Raw genomic sequence first — 17,834 nt, 5'->3', positions numbered from 1 at the left:
CTGCGGGGTTTTGTTTTTCATTACGGCGACTGATCGCCTAGACGGCAAAGCTAAAGCAGGAACGCCGCAGCCAATCCAAGGAAGGCAAAGAAGCCGACCACATCGGTAATCGTGGTCAGGAAGACCGATGACGAGACCGCCGGGTCAATACCGGCGCGTTCCAGCCCAAGCGGGATCAGCGCCCCGAACAACCCGGCAAACAGCAGGTTAATGATCATCGCAACCCCGATGACCCCACCGAGCAGCACATCATCGAACCAAAGCCAGGTGACTGCACCTGATAGAATGGCAAAGGCAATCCCGTTGAGGCCACAAACTGCGACTTCCTTGCGGATAACGCGCCATGCGTTGGTGCTGGAAAGTTCACGGGTCGCAATCGCGCGCACCGCAACGGTCAGGGTCTGCGTACCGGCATTCCCGCCCATGGAGGCAACGATTGGCATCAGAACCGCAAGTGCCACCAGCTTTTCAATCGTGCCTTCAAAAAGCCCGATCACAAGCGATGCCATGATCGCCGTACCCAGATTAACCAGAAGCCATGTAAAGCGTGACCGTGTGGTGGCAAGGATGGCACTTGAAAGGTCATCCTCCTCGCCGACACCGGCAAGGCGCATCATGTCTTCTTCGTATTCCTCGTCAATAACGTCAACGACGTCATCGACCGTGATCACACCGACCAGCCGTCCGCTATCATCAACGACCGGGGCGGAGATCAAGTCACGCTGACGGAACAGATGGGCGACGTTTTCCTGCTCCTCGGTCACCACGACCGTGCGCATTTCGTCCGATTCCATCACATCGCGGATCAGCACCGGGCGATTGGTCCGGATCACGCGCGACAGCGGCACAATCCCGACCGGGCTATAGCGCGGATCAACGACAATGATGTCATAAAAATCTTCCGGCAGGCTCTTGGCCGAACGCAGGAAGTCAATGGTTTGCCCGACTGACCAGTAATCCGGAATCGCCACCAGCTCGCGCTGCATGATACGACCGGCGGTATATTCCGGATAAGAAAGCGCCTCTTCAACGCGGGCACGTTCGATGTCCGAAAGCGCGCCAAGAAGTTCGCGTTGTTCTTCTTCGTCAAAATCCTCGATGACCTCGACAACGTCATCGGAATCAAGTTCCGTGATCGCCTCGGCCACCACGTCGGTGCCCAGAAGACCGATGACTTCTTCACGAAGTTCGTCATCAAGTTCGGTAAGGAATTCCGGATCAAAATCCGGACGGATCAGATCGACAAGCTGTTCACGCTGGTTGGAACTCGCCCAACCCAGAAGGTCGGCGATATCGGCAAAGTGCAGCTCGCCCAGAAGGTCGGCTGCCTTGCTGCTATCCTCGTCGCCAAGGGCATCGAAAACTTCGCGGGCATATTCGGGAGTAAGATCGACATATTCATCGCCGGAAGACGTATCTGCCGGACGGTCGAGTTCTTCAACCTGACCTGTCATCTGCCCCTCCCTACTTAATGCGCTGCCGCTGTTTCCTGCAAAATATCAAACGCCGTGCCGGGCCCTTGGTTCCAATGCCCGACACGGCTGTTTCTGCGCCATCCCATTGCCCCGGTCAAGGGCCCGACGGCAAATCACCATCCCTGCCCCACAAATGGAACAGGGATGGCGTTATGTTTTACTGGCCTTCCTGATTGCGCGTCACGGCATCAACGACGGCAATCGCCGTCATGTTGACAATACCGCGCACGGTAATCGACGGGCTGACAACGTGGGCAGACTTGGCCGCACCAACCAGAATCGGCCCCACCGGAAGCCCGTCACCCAACATCTTGACCATGTTATAGGAGATGTTGGCCGCATCAAGGGTCGGCATGACCAGAAGGTTGGCCGAACCGCTCAGCATCGAATGCGGGAAGATCCGGTCACGGATCGGTTGCGAAATGGCTGCATCCGCATGCATTTCACCTTCGATCTCAAGATCCGGGGCCTGCGTTCTGATCAGCTGAAGCGCATCACGCATCTTGCAGGCCGATTTGTTTTCGTGGCTGCCAAAGTTGGAATGCGAAATCAAAGCGGCCTTTGGCGTAATACCGAAACGCTTGACCACGTCTGCCGCCATGATGGCGGTTTCTGCGACATGCTCTGGGGTCGGGTCGACCGACACATAGGTATCGGTCAGGAAGAACGTCCCCTGCTTCATGATCATCATGTTGACCGTCGAGAAGTCGGTCACACCCTTGCGCAGGCCCACAAGATTGCGGACATAGCGCAGATGGCGCAGGAAACCGCCCTGACAGCCACACAACATCGCGTCGACTTCTCCACGACGCAGCATAAGAGCCGCGATCACGGTCGGACGGGTACGCACAATCGCACGGGCATATTCCGGGTTGATCCCGCGACGGCCCATGATGTTGTGGAAATCCTGCCAATCCTGTTCGAAATGCGGATTGTCATCGGGATCGTGAATTTCGATCTGCTCATCCGGGACAAGACGCAGGCCAAGCTCGGTAATCCGCTCAAGGATAACCTCGCGACGGCCAATCAGAACCGGATGGCAAATGCCGTCATCGACAAGCACCTGACAGGCCTGCAGAACACGACGCGATTCGCCTTCGGGATAGACCACGCGTTTCTTGTGCGACCGCGCCACGTCAAAGACTGGCTTCATGACAAGGCCAGAGCGGAAGACAAAGCCTTCCAGCTGCTGACGGTATTCGTCAAAATCCTCAATCGGGCGTTTGGCAACACCGCTATCCATCGCGGCCTTGGCAACACGCGGCGGGATTTCAAGCATCAGGCGCGGATCAAACGGCTTGGGAATCAGATATTCCGGACCGAATTTAAGCTCTTCCCCGCCATAGGCGGTTGCCACCACGTCGGAAACTTCTGCCTTGGCAAGGTCGGCAATCGCCTCGACCGCGGCGATTTTCATTTCCTCGTTGATCTCGGTCGCGCCGACATCAAGCGCACCACGGAACAGGAACGGGAAACAAAGAACGTTGTTCACCTGGTTCGGGTAATCCGTACGACCGGTCGCCATCACGGCATCCGGGCGGATTTCCTTGACCAGTTCCGGGGAAACTTCGGGGGTCGGGTTGGCCAGCGCCATAATGATCGGGCCTTCGCCCATCTTGCGAAGCTCTTCCTCGCCCATGACGTTCGGGGCCGACAGACCCAGGAAGATATCAGCACCCTCGATCACGTCGCTGAGTGTACGTGCGTTGGTTTCAATCGCGTATTCGGCCTTCCACGGATCCATTTCCTCGGCCCGGCCCTTATAGACCACACCAAACCGGTCAGTGACCGTAATGTTGTGCTTAGGCAAACCCATGGAAACCAGAAGGTTCAGACATGCCAGTGCGGCTGCACCGGCACCCGACGTCACAAGGCGGACCTTGTTGATATCCTTGCCGGTAACGCGCAGACCATTCAGGACCGCAGCGGCCACACAGATCGCCGTACCATGCTGGTCATCGTGGAAAATCGGAATGTTGCAGCGTTCGCGCAATGCCTTCTCGATGATGAAGCATTCCGGCGCCTTAATGTCTTCGAGGTTAACACCCCCGAAAGTCGGCTCCAGCGCAGCCACGATATCGATGAATTTTTCCGGATCGGTTTCGTTCACTTCCAGATCGAACACGTCGATATTGGCGAACTTCTTGAACAGAACCGCCTTGCCTTCCATCACCGGCTTGGACGCCAGCGGGCCAATCGGGCCAAGGCCCAGAACCGCCGTACCGTTGGAAATCACGCCAACCAGATTACCACGCGCGGTGTAATCGGCAGCAGTATCGGGGTTTTTGACGATTTCCTCGCACGCAAACGCAACGCCCGGCGAATAAGCCAAGGCAAGGTCACGCTGGTTGGCAAGGGTGGTCGTTGCCGTTACGGACAATTTCCCCGGGGTGGGATACCGGTGATAGTCCAAAGCTGCTTCGCGCAGCTTGTCATTTCTATTTGCCATTATAATACCTTTGATTTCAGGTATTTACATAAATTAACCGTTAATCGGTTAAATCCTGATAATTCACTCTAGCGGGACCGGTAGACTAAATGAGTTTGGCCCGCGATTGAAGCACTCAGTGTCATTCTCTGCCAATGGGCTGCATTGCGTAATTTTCAACGCGGCACCGCACAATAAATCAACCGGTTATGCCGCAAGCGCGTCATGCAACCTGCCGACCGATTCTGTGTCGGATGCAAACCATTGTAGGGGATATATGGGGAAGGTCCAGAAACGAAAAAACCCGCCATTTCTGGCGGGCTCTTTTCGTGACCTTCCCGATTGGCCGGGAGGCCAGATAATGGTGCGGTCGAGAAGACTCGAACTTCCACGGGGGTTAGCCCACAGCGACCTCAACGCTGCGCGTCTACCAATTCCGCCACGACCGCATATGTTTTGCAGCAAAGCCCTTGAGGTATTTAAGTGGGCTTGCCTTGGTGCGGAAAGGGAGATAGCAAATTGGTATCCCCTGATCAAGGGCTCATTTCACTTATTTGACAGGAAAAATGCAAAGCAACGCCCCAACCGCGCAAAACCCCGAGTGGCGCACCACCCCGGAGTTGGTTTCCTACCCCGAAGCCCTTGCTGAAATGGAAGCCCGCGCCGAAGCGATTCATGCCGGCGAAGCCCATGAACTTGTTTGGTTTCTTGAACATCCACCGCTTTACACAGCGGGCACCAGCGCGCATGCAGAAGACCTTGTCGACCCGGATCGCTTCCCGGTCTATGACGCGGGCCGTGGCGGGCAATATACCTATCACGGGCCGGGGCAGCGGACTGTTTATCTGATGCTCGACCTCAAGAATCGCGGTCGCGACGTGCGTGCCTATGTCCATAACCTTGAAGAATGGGTGATTCGCACCCTGGCCCTTCTTGGCATCAAGGGCGAACGCCGGGATGGCCGGGTTGGCATCTGGGTCGTGCGCGATGACGGGCGCGAAGACAAGATCGCTGCCATTGGCGTGCGTGTGCGTCGCTGGGTGACCTTCCACGGCATTGCAATCAATGTCGCCCCGGACCTGTCACATTTTGGTGGGATCGTGCCCTGTGGCATTTCTGAGCATGGTGTCACCAGCCTGCGCGATCTTGGCGTCGATATTCCTATGGCCCAGCTGGATCGCCTGTTAAAACAGACCTTTGGCGAAATCTTTCCGTAACACCAGTCCCGGGCGTTCCGCATGAGTGACAAGTCACAGCCAGCCAAGGCAGAACAAGCGCCCATAGCGGGTTCTGCCAAAGGCAACTCCAAAAGCCACAAGATGCCCGAAAGCGTGGCTGATGGCGGGATGGCCGATGCCGAACGCGATATTCTTGCCGAACTGGAAAAGGCACTTGGCGAACATATCGCCCTGTTACTGCGCTGGAATCGCAAACTGGCCCTGCCGGATTCGCCAGTCGATACGGATGCGGACGATGATGATCATGATTGCGATTTCGGGGCCTGGTACGCGCTTAATCGCCATAACCGGCTGATTGATCAGCCGGCCATGCATGCGCTGGCGACAACCCATCAGCAACTTCACGATTCGGCAAAGCGGCTTTTATCCGCACGTGAAGTCGATGGCGAAGTCGATTCGGCCGAATTTGACATGATGGCGCTGCGCGCTGAATCGTTCTTTGCCCAGTTGCGGCGTCTTGAACGCGCCTTCCGCACGGCGCGATCCGATGTCGATCCGCTCACCGGCACCTATAACCGGCAAACCATGATGGGCGATCTCAATGCCGAACGCGAACGCGCGATCCGTACCGAAGTGCCCACCGCCATCGCGCTGGTCGATCTTGATCACTTCAAGTCGGTTAACGACACCTACGGCCATCAGGCTGGCGACATGGTCCTGCAATCGGTCGCAGGCATCCTGCAGTCGCACGTACGCCCCTTTGACAAAGTCTATCGTTATGGCGGCGAAGAATTCCTGATCTGCCTGCCCAATGCAGATATGAAACAATGCGCGCGCGTGCTTGAACGCCTGCGCCGCGTGATCGAGGCATCCCCGGTGACCGTCAGCGACGACCCCATCCTGCCGGTCACGGCGTCGATCGGGGCGGCTCCGATGACCAAAAGCCGCACGACAGAGCAAATCATCGAAAAAGCCGACAAGGCCCTTTATGCAGCCAAGGAAGGCGGGCGCAACCGCGTGCGCGTCTGGCGCAATCCGGATGGCAAGGCAGCTGCCACGGCGGCAAAAACCGGCAAGGATGCGACCTGAACGTCGCACAACCGTCCAAATTTCCCACACCACCGGAAATCGCCCCCGATCACGAAAAATTTTCGCTGAGTTTTGTTGCGACGCAACACCCTCAATCTGTGGGGGATTTCAGTTTATTAGCCGAAAAAAGTGTTTTTGTTCACTGCGAAGAACAAAAAATTCCGCATAAGCGAAATCTTGTCTTCACAAGTTGGCAACATATCTGCAAACTATAATAAGAAAAAGGCAGCAGGGCTTTGCCCCTCGTGCAAGGCCGAGAGAGATCAAACCGCTGCCGACTTGGGAGGGAATTCGTTTAGACCCGAACGGAGGCCCATGAATGTCCAGTTCTATGGATTTCGCGCCTGGCGATCCCGCCTTGATGCTCACCGTGCTTCGCAGTGCGGAAGCAAATCTTGATCGCAGCATGTTGCTGCGCCGTGTCCTGTCTCTTTTCTGTACTGATGACTATGGCAACCAGATTGCCGTTGAAGATGGCCCTGACCTGCAGCGCCGGATTGATAACGCCATCGCCCATCTTGAGTTGGCTGGCCTGATCCGCATGACAGCCGGGGACGAACTTTCGATCACCTCGCTTGGCACCGCCATGATGCTTGCTTACCCGCTTGGCATTGATGATGGTGTGCTGTGCTCCCTGCCTGCTTTCCGCAACAGCATCTATGAAACCCATGCCCCGGTGGTTCAGGAACGCCACCTGCCGAACTCGGCCTATGGTTCCGGTTTCTCGGCCGGTATCGAAGCCCACCGCCTAACGGAAAACCCCTATCCCTCTGACTCGCGTGACCATGAAGACTGGTTGATGGGTTGGGACGAGGCCCTTGATCAGTCCAAACGCGAAGCCGAAACGCTTCTGAACTGATCCGCGCACGGCCAAATGGCCTTACGCAGAAGATATGCGACCGGCACCGTAAGATGAGTTTTGGTGCTGTGATTTGAAGACCCGGCCTTTCCGGTGTTGCCGTGCCTGCTTGTGCAACGGCCAAAGCCTGCCCGTTTGACCCGCAACGATGGCATCAAGCCATTGTCACTGGACCGCAAACATGGGCAGCGAACCCTTACCCCCTGATCCCAACACATAGAACCAAGCCTACCCCTGATGCGAACGCAAGGGCTCCAAAAGCGCGTCACGACGGAAGCGCGCCCCCGCAAAGCAGGAGCATAATCAACATAATTTGGGAACTCAGGTCTCGGACGGACGGTCCGGCGCAAAAATCGAAATCACGTTGTTTTTGGCATTGTCGGGCGACTTGGCGTCATCGCTCCCCGCCACTGATACGACTTCGTCGTCAGCTTCATCCGCGCTTGGCGCCGCTGCATCAACACGCTTGTGGCCATCAAGCTGCTTGCCGGCATTCTTGCGTTCGTGATCGGAAAGCTGGCGTTCACCGCGCGTGCGACCGTGCAAGGCCCGGTTCTGGTCGGCCTTGCGGGACTTTTCATCGCGCTGTTTTCGTTTGCGTGCCTGACGCAGATTGACGAGATCGCCCATGTCACACTTCTGTTGCCAGGCTGGCCGTATTGACCGGTCAGTCTGAGGGAACCAAAGCCCGAAATAAAAAACGGGCGCTTCGAAATCCGAAGCACCCGTTAGCCGTTCTTAAAATCCGTTGGTGTCCGGCAGGACTTAGCGCACGAAGACGTGCACCTCGTTGGCCGAAACAGATGCGCTGGTGGCATCGGAAGCACGCACGCGCGAGCTCGGCATGCCCATATCGGTCAGGGACCGAAGAACTGCCTGCGCGTTACGCTTGGATTTGTTGGCGTTCAGCGCAACCTGCGCCGGGGTACCACGATTCGGCGTCACCGCAACCACATCAAAGCTTGCCTGCGGGCGACGTTCCAGAACACGGTTGACCGCATTGTAAAGCGCCTGCTCGTACTTGACGCTGGCCGTATCGAAACGGATCACGACAAGCGGACGCTCACTCGGTGCGGCAGCCATACGCTGGCCGGACGATGCCGGTGCAGCCTGTGACTGGAAAACACGTTTGGAAAGGGAATCGCCGAAGATTTCGCCGTTTTTGACAGCCAGAGCCAGCGCATTAAGGTTTGCGCGCTCGGTGCTGACATAAGACGTCTGACGGGCAAGGCTTTCACTGATTTCGTTCAGAAGACGGTCAATCAGCACCGTGGTGCGGTTGGTTTCGTCTTCGAGAAGGGCCAGCTGACGATGGTCTTCGTCAACAGCACCGGAAACCTGATAGGCCGAACGAACCGACTCAAGCAGGAAGGTCGACAGCGTGCTGTCGGCAGCAACCTTGTTGGCCAGCGAGTTCAGCGCGGCGATATCGTCGTTCACACGATCGAGTTCACCCTGTGCGGTGTTCCACTGCTGCACCAGAACCGGGTTGCCCGGGGTCGTGCCAACCTGCAGACGTGCGCTGATCGCCGCCACAGTGCCATGATAGGCCTGCGAATGCGCGACAGTCTGTGCACGAAGCTGCTGCAATTCGTTGTTATGCTGGTTCAGAGCGCCCTTAAGACGGTTAAGCTCCTGCTGCATGTTCTCGACTTTGGAACCGACAAAGGTTCCGGTCTGAGACACACCGGTCAGCGGTTCCGTGCTTGCAGCAGCGGTATAGCTGGTGGTGGCAGTCGCACCGGTCGGTTGGGAAGCAACGACGTTTTCCTGCGTCGTTTCCTCTTCTCCGGCAAGTGTCGGCCAAAGGGCCTCAGAAGAAAAAGAACATCCCCCCAGCATCAGGGCGGTGCCGATTACGGCGAGGTAGGTTTTACGAACGGCCATTTCGATCTATTACCTAAGTAGAAATATGCGAATCTCCCTGGGCTTGCCTTTTTATCTAGGTGAAACAAGCCCCTGCTCCCCCGGGATTGAAAGCATCTTAGTCTACGACCACTTATGGAACAAGACGCATTTGCCCCTTTTTTGCCGAGTCTTGTCCTTATTCACTGCAAACTGGACAAAGCCGGGCAAAACAGGGCCGTAGCAGTCAGGNAAACCGCGCCTTACGAAAAAATGGCAAAAATTCAAATTTACNNCTTGCAATGANNNNCTCGTTTGCATAAGTTCCGCTCCGCCGACGGGGAGCAGNNCTNNGCNAACCGCCGGAAAATAAGGCAAAGCGCCCGTAGCTCAGCTGGATAGAGCATCTGACTACGAATCAGAAGGCCGGAGGTTCGAATCCTTCCGGGCGCGCCAGTGAAAGGCTCGACGTCACCGCGTCGGGCCTTTACCATTTATACAAGCGTAAAAGCGCCCGTAGCTCAGCTGGATAGAGCATCTGACTACGAATCAGAAGGCCGGAGGTTCGAATCCTTCCGGGCGCGCCAGTCAAAGGCCCGACGTTATCCGTCGGGCCTTTGTTCGTTTCCGGCCCAGCTCATCGCACAAAATCCCTGTGAATAACCGCTTCAAACTCTCCCTCCCCCACTAGACTAGCCCGGACGGTTGTTGTTTGATTACCCCTTGCTTTCCAACTGGGTTCGGTGAGGAAGGTCTACATGACACGCAATAGGCGAGCGAATAAAACTGTCGAGGTGGTGAAGTATCATTTTTCGAGCCTCACTTTCTCGCCTTACAATAATGACAACCAATGGGTTGCAGAGCTCCGCGGCATAGCAAGTCTTAACAGCTTTTTCGCCGATTTCACGCTCAAGGTTACCTCTACACCCTACCAAAAATGGCAATTAGTAGCGCTTAATTGGTCACCTATGCTTGAGATACCATCTCCGCTACGCAGCCGACAATTTGCTCAAAGCATTCTTAACCGTGCTAGTAGAATTCTTGATCCGACCAATATGTGGCCGACAGAGCAACTACCTCAAGGAGCGAAGAGCGCACTAAACATCGGCCCTATACTAGACGAGCATTCCTACCACACCTGCGTGTCTTCAAGGCACGAGACCCTATCGCTTCCGACTTCTTCTTGGGAAAGCTTGTGGCACCGAATTGAACGAAGGGCAAAGCATGATCCTTATTTCGAGGTTTTGGGTTGTTCGCGCGCCGAGCTCATAACATTACTCCCTGAACTAAAAGCCTTGTTTAATTACGAGTGGGTAAGAGCCCAATACAAAAAGGCTGGCTTCTCTAACCTTTCGGCTCCGCTCGAAAGTGAGGACCAAGGTTTCTTCCCTGCTTATCACTTAGCTCGCACGGCTCTCGGGGGAATCTGTCGCGACCCCGGTTGGGTTTATTTAGCTGAGATCGGCAGAGCGCTTATCACCCTCAAAAACGTTGATGGTATCGAAATTCTAAAGCGAGGAGCCACTCAACAATCTGGAGTTCAGCATCACCTGTGCTTCGCAGCAGAATTACATGAACGGGGACTGCTTCATAGCTTGGAGCCCTTGAGCGGTTCAGGTTCAGCGCGTTGCGATCTGATCGCGATGTGTGGAAATCATCACTACCAAATCGAACTCAAGGAGCTCACATCCAAAAAACCACTAAAACGGCTAAAGGCCGAACTAAGTGAAAAATGTAGAAAGTTACCCAAACACCCAAAGACCCCTATCGTATTTTACGTGGTTTTCCGGGAAGTCGGCGCTGAAGATGCCCAACTAGAGCAAACATTTTTCAATGAAATCAAAGCAATTGAAGACATGATTCCCCCCAAGATCAGCGCTGTCGTCGCTGGACGTCGGTTTGTTGACGCAACTGGGGGCCGCGTAAAGCACGACACTGAAATCATAGCCCTCAACAAACAGGCAATTACGCCGGCAAATCCAGCCCACCTTGATGAACTGTTCAGGTCAAACTACGAAGTTTCTGAAATGCCATTTTTTGGCGTTACAAGCTTCTTTATCTTTGGCCCACGGAGAGAAAACGACTAGGTGTCGATGTTTTGGAAAATAGCAATTTTGGCTAGCCCAGTGGCAGTCGAGGACTGCTAGGCAAACTCTCCCGATTGGACCAATGTAACTACTCTTTAGCGCAAATCTATCTGGCGACAAAATCACTGCAGGGCAGATCACGCGGTGTTATGGTCTATAGATTACTAGGGCAAAGCCCGACTTTCAAAGACGGAGCGTACCAAATGAATGCCAATACCCGGATCACCATTTCCTGCGATGACCGCGTCGGTTTGGTCTCGGACATCACCGGACGACTGTTCGATATCGGCGCCAATCTTGGCCCGACCTCGTTCGCGTTGACGGGGACAAAGGCACAATTTGAAACAAGCTGCGAATTGCCCGAAGACTGCCCGATCAGCGAGTGTAAAACCGGCCTTAGGGAACTATCGCTCGAAAATGCCGATATCACGGTCGAGGCCATCGCGGCGGCACCGGAACTGAAGACCGCACCGGGTGCGACCCATCTTATTGAATGTTCGGGGATTGATCAGCCGGGCCTGATCGCGCGCCTGTCGGAAATCTTCATCGAATATAACGCCAATATCGTGCGTCTGGCGGCATCGGCAACCGATGAAAAGGATGCCCGGATCTATACCCTGCGCTTTGCCGTCGCCATCCCGCCGGAACGGGCTGCGAACTGCCTTGCGACCCTTGCCAACACTGCAGGATCCATGCGCCTCGTCTTCAAGTTTGATGAGCTCTGAGGTCCAGGCCTCGTTAAATCACAACCCGATTTCGGCCTGATTGCTTTGCCTGATAAAGCTTCTGGTCGGCACTTTTCAGCACCGCCCACGGGTCGGTGGTGTCTTCGTCACGTTCGCACACACCAACCGAAATGGTGACTGAAACGGATTTGTTTTTTTCGGGCGGAGTAATCTTGTTATCCGCAATCCGCTGACGCAGGGCATCAAGCGGTTCTTGCGCGCGCTCTGCTGTGCGCCCGGCAAACAGCACGGCGAATTCCTCGCCGCCATAGCGATATGCCTTGCCGCCGCCGCCAACACGAGCGAGTTCACGTGCGACCTTTTTCAAAACGATATCGCCAACATCATGGCCATAGGTGTCGTTGAACTTCTTGAAGTGATCAACGTCCAGCATCGCAATCGCATATTGATTGCCAAGCTCGGCCATCGCATGCCCGAGCGCACGCCTGCCGGGCAACCCGGTCAGATCATCAACAAACGCCATCCGCCAGGCTTCCTGCGCCAGCCCCGCCAGAACCACACCGGTTGCCGCCAGATATCCGTATTGAATAACCCCGGTGCCCATCACCGCTGCCACATCAATCGCAATGATCGCGGCGGCAAAGCTGGTCTCAAGCGGCTTGTGCCGAATCAAAAGCAACACCACCGCGATAACCGAAATGATCATCGCCGGATGGGGCATAGCCCCAAGAATGCCGGTACTGACAAAGAACCGCGTATCAAGCACACGATGCAGGGCTGATCCGACATCCGGCTGACCGGCCAGCATCAGCATGACAAATATCTGCAACCCCAGAACCAGCATCCGGGCAATGCCGCGCGGGTTTAAAACACCGCGCTCGGCGGTGAAGCCCAGCAAAAGCAGGTTGATCGGGATCAGATAAAGCGTCGCAATCCGAAGGAACGCCAGTCCCTCCGCTGAAATCCCCGCCCCGTTGCCAACCAGAAGCCAATAGCAAATCAGCAACAAAAGCATGACGAAAACCGCACGTCCGCGGTTAAACCACCAGCCAATCGCCCCGCCCAGAACCGCCAGCAAAAACGGCCCATATCGCACAAGCCCCGATAGTTCTGCTGGCACCAGCGTCGGTGAAACGGCCAGTACAAGGCACGCCCCCATGATGAGCGCAGGCGCCAGACCGGCAGAAACAACGATGGAATAAGCGCGACGCATGGGCCGTTTGGTACTACCTGCTGATGGGGTCTTTCGGGTGCACGTTTGGCGGCACTCCCGATATCGTCGGTAATCTAACGACAGTCCGGTTAAGGGGCTATTGCTTTATCGGGCTTATCTCGAGTTTTTCTTAAGTAGCCATGCTGTTCCACGCGCCTGCGTCGAAAGCACTAGAACAATACCCGTTTTAAGACTTGCCACCATTCGCATCCGCACCATAAATTAGTCACAGGATTACTGCGACGCACAATGTTCGCAGACCACATAACTGTCACGGCGGCCACGGTACGATCCCGAAAACGGGACGCAATAATACGCCACATGCTTCGCGCGATGATCCCTTGATGATCCGTCGCCTGCGAAGCACTGATTGAAATGACAGGTTCTGGAGAAACGTTACCATGAGCTTCACCCCACCGACCCCGGCCCCGGCACGTCTGAACCGGTCCGAACTTGCCGTTCCCGGCAGCCGGATCGAACTGTTTGAAAAGGCCGCAAAATCCAAGGCCGATGCCATTTTCCTTGATCTGGAAGACGCCGTTGCGCCCAGTGATAAGGAACAGGCGCGCAAGAACATCATCGCTGCCATCAACGATATCGACTGGGGCGACAAGGTTCTCTCAGTCCGCATCAACGGCCTTGATACCCACTATATGTATCGGGACGTTGTCGATGTTCTCGAACAGGCCGGTGATCGACTGGATCTGATCATGATCCCGAAGGTCGGAACTGCAGCCGACGTTTACGCCCTTGATATGATGGCAACCCAGATCGAAACGGCAAAGGGCCGCAAAAAGCGCATCGGGTTTGAGCTGATCATTGAAACCGCCCTTGGCATGCAAAACATCCACGAAATTGCCGCGGCCTCCCCGCGCAACGAAAGCCTGCATTTCGGTGTGGCCGATTACGCCGCCTCGACCAAGGCGATGACGACCGGCATCGGCGGACCGAACCCGCATTATGGCGTTCTGACCGACAAGGATGGCGACAATCCACGCGACTATCACTGGGGCGATATGTGGCACTACGCCATTGCCCGCATGGTGGTGGCCGCACGCGCCAATGGCCTGCGCCCGATTGACGGTCCGTTTGGCGATTTCTCTGATCCTGATGGCTACCGCGCCCAGGCAGCCCGCGCCATGGTGCTGGGTTGTGAGGGCAAATGGGCCATTCACCCAAGCCAGATTGGCCTTTCGAACGAGGTCTATTCACCGTCGGAAGAAGAAGTCACCAAGGCCAAACGCATCCTCGAAGCCATGGAAAAAGCCCAGGCCGAAGGGGCCGGTGCCGTCGCCCTTGATGGTCGCCTGATTGATATCGCATCGATCAAACAGGCCGAAGTCATGGTGCGTCAGGCCGAAGCCATCGCCGCACGCGACGCGGGTTAATTTTCCAAACCGATCCAAGACGGGTTAGCGGGGGCGCAGATTACAACTGCGCCCCTTTTCTGTTCAGGCAGGCAAAAGGTTGCGCGCCATCTTCCAGAACGTGGTTCTGTCATAACCCTCGTGAACACCTTCGCCGGCGATCTCAAAACCGCGCGACTTAAAGAACGCGATATTGTCTTCAAGCTCGATCCGCACATGAAGGCGCATATTCTGTTTACCGCGATCTCGCGCGAAGGCGCAGGCTGCTTCGACCAATGCCTTGCCTGCACCCGATCCCTTTAGCGCTGGGTCAACCGACAGTTTGTAAAGGTAGGCATCCTTGCCGACATCCTCGAGCCAGATTTGGCCGATGACATTGCTCATGCCATCGCGGGCGACAAACAGCGTGTCGCGGGCGAAACGCCATTGCAGTTCGGAAACCGAAACCGCTTTGGCGGAGCTTGGCGGATCAACGATACCGTCCTGAAAGGCAAAAGCGCCAAGCAGGATTTCAACAAGCCTTTCAAACGAAACTTCATCAGGGGTTTCGACGAGTGTGATCTCGATACTGGACGTCATGGGGTTCCACGTGCAAACTGTCGGGTGTGATGTGTGAACACTACGCCATAATTCTTACGTAAACGGAAAATATGGACTGCTCTTAGCTCCGCCCTTGACGTAGCGGGCCGATATACTATGTTCCGCCCCATTGTTTCCCAGTCGGATATGATGCACTGATGCATAACTTCCTCGATTTTGAAAAGCCGATCGCCGAACTTGAAGGCAAGATCGAAGAGCTCCGTCACCTGACGGGCAATGACGAAGTCAACATCGCAGACGAGGTGTCGCGCCTGCAGGAAAAGCTGACCAAGCTTTTGCAGGGCACCTATGGCAAGCTGACCCCCTGGCAGAAAACCCAGGTGGCGCGCCATCCGGATCGTCCGCATTTCACCGACTATATCGCCAACCTGTTTGACGATTTTACCCCGCTGTCCGGTGACCGCCAGTTTGGCGAAGACGCCGCAATCATCGGCGGCTTTGGTCGTTTGCAGGGCCGCACGGTGATGGTGATTGGCCATGAAAAAGGCCGCGACACCGAAACCCGCGTGAAACACAATTTCGGTTCTGCCCGCCCGGAAGGCTATCGCAAGGCGATCCGCCTGATGCGTATGGCTGAACGGTTCAACATTCCGGTTGTGACCCTTGTTGATACCGCCGGTGCATTCCCGGGTGCCGATGCCGAAGCACGTGGCCAGTCCGAAGCCATCGCGCGTTCGATCGAAGCCTGCCTTGATATCAAGGTGCCGCTGGTTTCCGTGATCATCGGTGAAGGCGGATCGGGTGGCGCGATTGCCTTGGCCGTCGCAAACTCGGTGCTGATGCTTGAAAACTCGATCTATTCGGTGATTTCACCGGAAGGGTGCGCATCGATCCTTTGGCGTTCTGGCGAAGAAGCCAAAACCGCAGCAGAAGCGCTGCGTCTGACCGCACAGGATCTGTTGCAGCTTGGCGTCATTGATGAAATCGTGCCCGAGCCGCTTGGCGGTGCACAGCGCAATGCCAAGGAAGCCTGCAAACGGGTTGGTAATGCGATCATCAAGGCCCTTGAAGGCATGGACGATGTCGAAGGTGGCGTTCTCAAGGCCCGCCGTCGTGACAAGTTCCTTGAAATGGGCCGCAAAGGCCTGAACTGATTTTCCATTCAGGGCGCAGACCATCGATAGCGATGCTGCGCCCTGTTGTTATTTTCCGGCGCAGTCTGTCCGTCGGTGACATCCGGCACAATGAAGCGCCCTTTTCCGACCTGGTCGGGAGGCATCATGAACTTTCTTCGCCGGATTGTTGAATCCAGCCGTTTTCAGAATTTCATCACCGCCGTCATCGCGCTGAACGCCGTCATCCTCGGGCTTGAAACATCCCCGACCGTGATGGATGCTGCGGGCACACTGCTGCACGCGCTTGATCAGATCGCCGTTGCGATCTTTGTCGTCGAACTTCTGATGAAACTGGTTGTCTACCGGTTGGCCTTCTTCAAGCGCGCCTGGAATATCTTTGATTTCACGATAGTTGCCATCACCCTGCTGCCTGCAGGCCAGGGGGTTTCGGTCCTGCGTGCGCTGCGTATCCTGCGTGCCTTCCGTCTGATTTCGACCGTGCCTTCCATGCGTAAGGTTGTCGAAGCGCTGATGCGCGCCATTCCCGGCATGATTTCGGTTCTGACCCTGCTGTCGCTGGTGTTTTATGTCTCGGCCGTCATGGCGACCAAGCTGTTCGGGCAAGGTTTCCCTGACTGGTTTGGCAATATTGGCGCGTCACTTTATTCCCTGTTCCAGATCATGACGCTGGAAAGCTGGTCGATGGGGATCGTCCGTCCGGTGATGGAGTCTTACCCGTTGGCATGGATGTTCTTCGTGCCATTCATCCTGATTACGACCTTTGCGGTGCTCAACCTGTTCATTGCGATCGTGGTGGATGCGATGTCGACCCATGTTGACGTTGAAGAAACCCAGACACGCGATGTCATCGAACTTGATCACCGCGAAATCATGACGGAACTCCGCGCACTTCGGGCAGAAATGAGCAAACTGGCCGCCGCACAGAACCCGCAATCAGGCTCCACACCGTCAGACGAAAACGGGTCAAAAGAAACCACCTGATCGACCGGTCAGGATTGGCTTGCCTGCAAAATTTGGAACTTTCCTTATAAAAGGGGGTGGTTAAACGCCCCGAACCTCGTCTAATCTTTCGACAAAATATCGGGAGATCGGGGAATGAGACTAACGTTTGCGGGGACAGGCTCGGCCTTTTGTATGGCCGCCGACAATTTTCAGAGCAACATGGTTCTGGAAACGACCCCGTCGGGCAATGACCAGCCACAGCGCCTGCTGATTGACTGTGGTTCGGACGCGCGCCATTCGCTGCGCAATCTGGGTTATATGCCAAACGACTTTCATGGCGTTTATATCAGCCATCTGCATTCGGACCATATCGGTGGTCTGGAATGGATGGCGCTGGCCAACTACTTTGTCTTCGAAGGCCATCGCGTCGAACTGTTTGCTGTCAATGAACTGCTCGACCCGCTGTGGGAACATTCGCTTCGCGGCGGGCTTGAAACCAGCGACCATGGCAACAGCAAGCTGTCGTCATACTTCGATGTGGTGCCGCTGACCACCAAGGACGGATTTGACTGGAACGGCATGCATTTCGATGTCATCCCCGTACCCCACGTCGTCACCCCGGAAAGCACAATGTTTTCCTATGCCCTGTTCGGGCACGGCAAGAACAAATCTTTCTTCCTCAGCACGGATGCGATTTTCAATCCACAAGACCATATGCCGTTCTACAAAAAGGCGGATATCATCTTTCAGGATTGCGAACTTGGCCCCCGCCATTCCGGGGTGCATGCACATTACGACGAACTTTTGACCCTGCCCGACGACGTAAAGGCAAAGATGTGGCTGTATCACTATCAGGCATATGACAAGCCCGACGCCGTGGCAGACGGATTTTGTGGATTCATTGAGCCGGAACAAAGTTTTGATCTTGGTTGATCAGACATCCGGCGCATAATCTGCACACTACCCAAACAATAAAACGAGCAAACGGA

15 protein-coding genes and 3 tRNA genes are annotated in these 17,834 nt (G+C 55.5%); 11 read left to right on the top strand and 7 right to left on the bottom strand.

Annotated elements, in window-relative coordinates:
• Positions 1-50: 50 nt before the first annotated feature.
• From mgtE to CMO10_RS01535, 3 genes are all read right to left on the bottom strand, one after another.
• Complete coding sequence (mgtE, locus tag CMO10_RS01545; RefSeq protein ID WP_297018571.1) at positions 51-1,454, bottom strand: magnesium transporter; 1,404 nt, start codon at positions 1,452-1,454, stop codon at positions 51-53.
• Positions 1,455-1,632: 178 nt separating this feature from the next.
• Positions 1,633-3,924: an NADP-dependent malic enzyme gene (locus CMO10_RS01540; RefSeq protein ID WP_297018570.1), complete on the bottom strand. Its 2,292-nt coding sequence runs from the start codon at positions 3,922-3,924 to the stop codon at positions 1,633-1,635.
• A gap of 341 nt (positions 3,925-4,265) precedes the next feature.
• A tRNA-Leu gene (locus CMO10_RS01535) sits at positions 4,266-4,352 on the bottom strand.
• Positions 4,353-4,469: 117 nt separating this feature from the next.
• Between CMO10_RS01535 and lipB the strand changes: the two genes are divergently transcribed.
• The 3 genes from lipB (at position 4,470) to CMO10_RS01520 (ending at position 7,029) form a co-directional block, all read left to right on the top strand.
• Positions 4,470-5,120, top strand: coding sequence for a lipoyl(octanoyl) transferase LipB (gene lipB, locus CMO10_RS01530; protein ID WP_297018569.1), 651 nt, complete (start codon positions 4,470-4,472; stop codon positions 5,118-5,120).
• Positions 5,121-5,141: 21 nt separating this feature from the next.
• A complete protein-coding gene (locus CMO10_RS01525) occupies positions 5,142-6,170 on the top strand; it encodes a diguanylate cyclase (protein ID WP_297018568.1) in 1,029 nt (342 codons plus the stop codon).
• A 319-nt stretch (positions 6,171-6,489) separates the two neighbouring features.
• Positions 6,490-7,029 carry a ribosome modulation factor gene (locus CMO10_RS01520; RefSeq protein WP_297018567.1) on the top strand — a complete coding sequence of 180 codons (540 nt, stop codon included), beginning with the start codon at positions 6,490-6,492 and terminating at the stop codon, positions 7,027-7,029.
• A gap of 321 nt (positions 7,030-7,350) precedes the next feature.
• On the opposite strand, the gene CMO10_RS01515 is transcribed toward CMO10_RS01520, so the two are convergent.
• Both CMO10_RS01515 and CMO10_RS01510 read right to left on the bottom strand, forming a co-directional pair.
• Positions 7,351-7,659, bottom strand: coding sequence for a DUF4169 family protein (locus CMO10_RS01515; RefSeq protein ID WP_297018566.1), 309 nt, complete (start codon positions 7,657-7,659; stop codon positions 7,351-7,353).
• A gap of 135 nt (positions 7,660-7,794) precedes the next feature.
• Positions 7,795-8,916 carry an OmpA family protein gene (locus tag CMO10_RS01510; RefSeq protein WP_044827033.1) on the bottom strand — a complete coding sequence of 374 codons (1,122 nt, stop codon included), beginning with the start codon at positions 8,914-8,916 and terminating at the stop codon, positions 7,795-7,797.
• A gap of 337 nt (positions 8,917-9,253) precedes the next feature.
• On the opposite strand from CMO10_RS01510, the gene CMO10_RS01505 reads away from it, so the two are divergent.
• The 4 genes from CMO10_RS01505 (at position 9,254) to CMO10_RS01490 (ending at position 11,686) form a co-directional block, all read left to right on the top strand.
• Positions 9,254-9,330, top strand: a tRNA-Arg gene (locus CMO10_RS01505).
• Between the two features lie 54 nt (positions 9,331-9,384).
• Positions 9,385-9,461: transfer RNA gene (locus CMO10_RS01500), tRNA-Arg, on the top strand.
• A 171-nt stretch (positions 9,462-9,632) separates the two neighbouring features.
• Positions 9,633-10,961, top strand: coding sequence for a hypothetical protein (locus CMO10_RS01495; protein ID WP_297018565.1), 1,329 nt, complete (start codon positions 9,633-9,635; stop codon positions 10,959-10,961).
• A gap of 203 nt (positions 10,962-11,164) precedes the next feature.
• Positions 11,165-11,686, top strand: a complete 522-nt coding sequence (locus CMO10_RS01490) for a glycine cleavage system transcriptional repressor (RefSeq protein ID WP_297018564.1) — start codon at positions 11,165-11,167, stop codon at positions 11,684-11,686.
• A 13-nt stretch (positions 11,687-11,699) separates the two neighbouring features.
• On the opposite strand, the gene CMO10_RS01485 is transcribed toward CMO10_RS01490, so the two are convergent.
• The gene (locus CMO10_RS01485; RefSeq protein ID WP_297018563.1) at positions 11,700-12,860 is read right to left on the bottom strand and encodes a GGDEF domain-containing protein; all 1,161 of its coding nucleotides are present in this window, start codon (positions 12,858-12,860) and stop codon (positions 11,700-11,702) included.
• A 401-nt stretch (positions 12,861-13,261) separates the two neighbouring features.
• On the opposite strand from CMO10_RS01485, the gene CMO10_RS01480 reads away from it, so the two are divergent.
• Positions 13,262-14,248 carry an HpcH/HpaI aldolase/citrate lyase family protein gene (locus tag CMO10_RS01480; protein WP_297018562.1) on the top strand — a complete coding sequence of 329 codons (987 nt, stop codon included), beginning with the start codon at positions 13,262-13,264 and terminating at the stop codon, positions 14,246-14,248.
• Between the two features lie 63 nt (positions 14,249-14,311).
• Here CMO10_RS01480 and CMO10_RS01475 read toward each other — a convergent pair whose 3' ends face one another.
• Positions 14,312-14,806, bottom strand: coding sequence for a GNAT family N-acetyltransferase (locus CMO10_RS01475; protein ID WP_297018561.1), 495 nt, complete (start codon positions 14,804-14,806; stop codon positions 14,312-14,314).
• A gap of 158 nt (positions 14,807-14,964) precedes the next feature.
• Between CMO10_RS01475 and CMO10_RS01470 the strand changes: the two genes are divergently transcribed.
• The 3 genes from CMO10_RS01470 (at position 14,965) to CMO10_RS01460 (ending at position 17,778) form a co-directional block, all read left to right on the top strand.
• Positions 14,965-15,921 carry an acetyl-CoA carboxylase carboxyltransferase subunit alpha gene (locus tag CMO10_RS01470; protein WP_297018560.1) on the top strand — a complete coding sequence of 319 codons (957 nt, stop codon included), beginning with the start codon at positions 14,965-14,967 and terminating at the stop codon, positions 15,919-15,921.
• A 126-nt stretch (positions 15,922-16,047) separates the two neighbouring features.
• A complete protein-coding gene (locus CMO10_RS01465) occupies positions 16,048-16,884 on the top strand; it encodes an ion transporter (protein WP_297018559.1) in 837 nt (278 codons plus the stop codon).
• A 114-nt stretch (positions 16,885-16,998) separates the two neighbouring features.
• Complete coding sequence (locus CMO10_RS01460) at positions 16,999-17,778, top strand: MBL fold metallo-hydrolase (RefSeq protein WP_044827040.1); 780 nt, start codon at positions 16,999-17,001, stop codon at positions 17,776-17,778.
• Positions 17,779-17,834: the final 56 nt, after the last annotated feature.

The sequence above is a fragment of the Thalassospira sp. genome (genome assembly GCF_002709775.1).
GTDB lineage: Bacteria > Pseudomonadota > Alphaproteobacteria > Rhodospirillales > Thalassospiraceae > Thalassospira.
The sequence above is the reverse complement of the archived record's forward strand: the minus strand, read 5'-3'. Positions and strand labels throughout refer to the sequence as shown.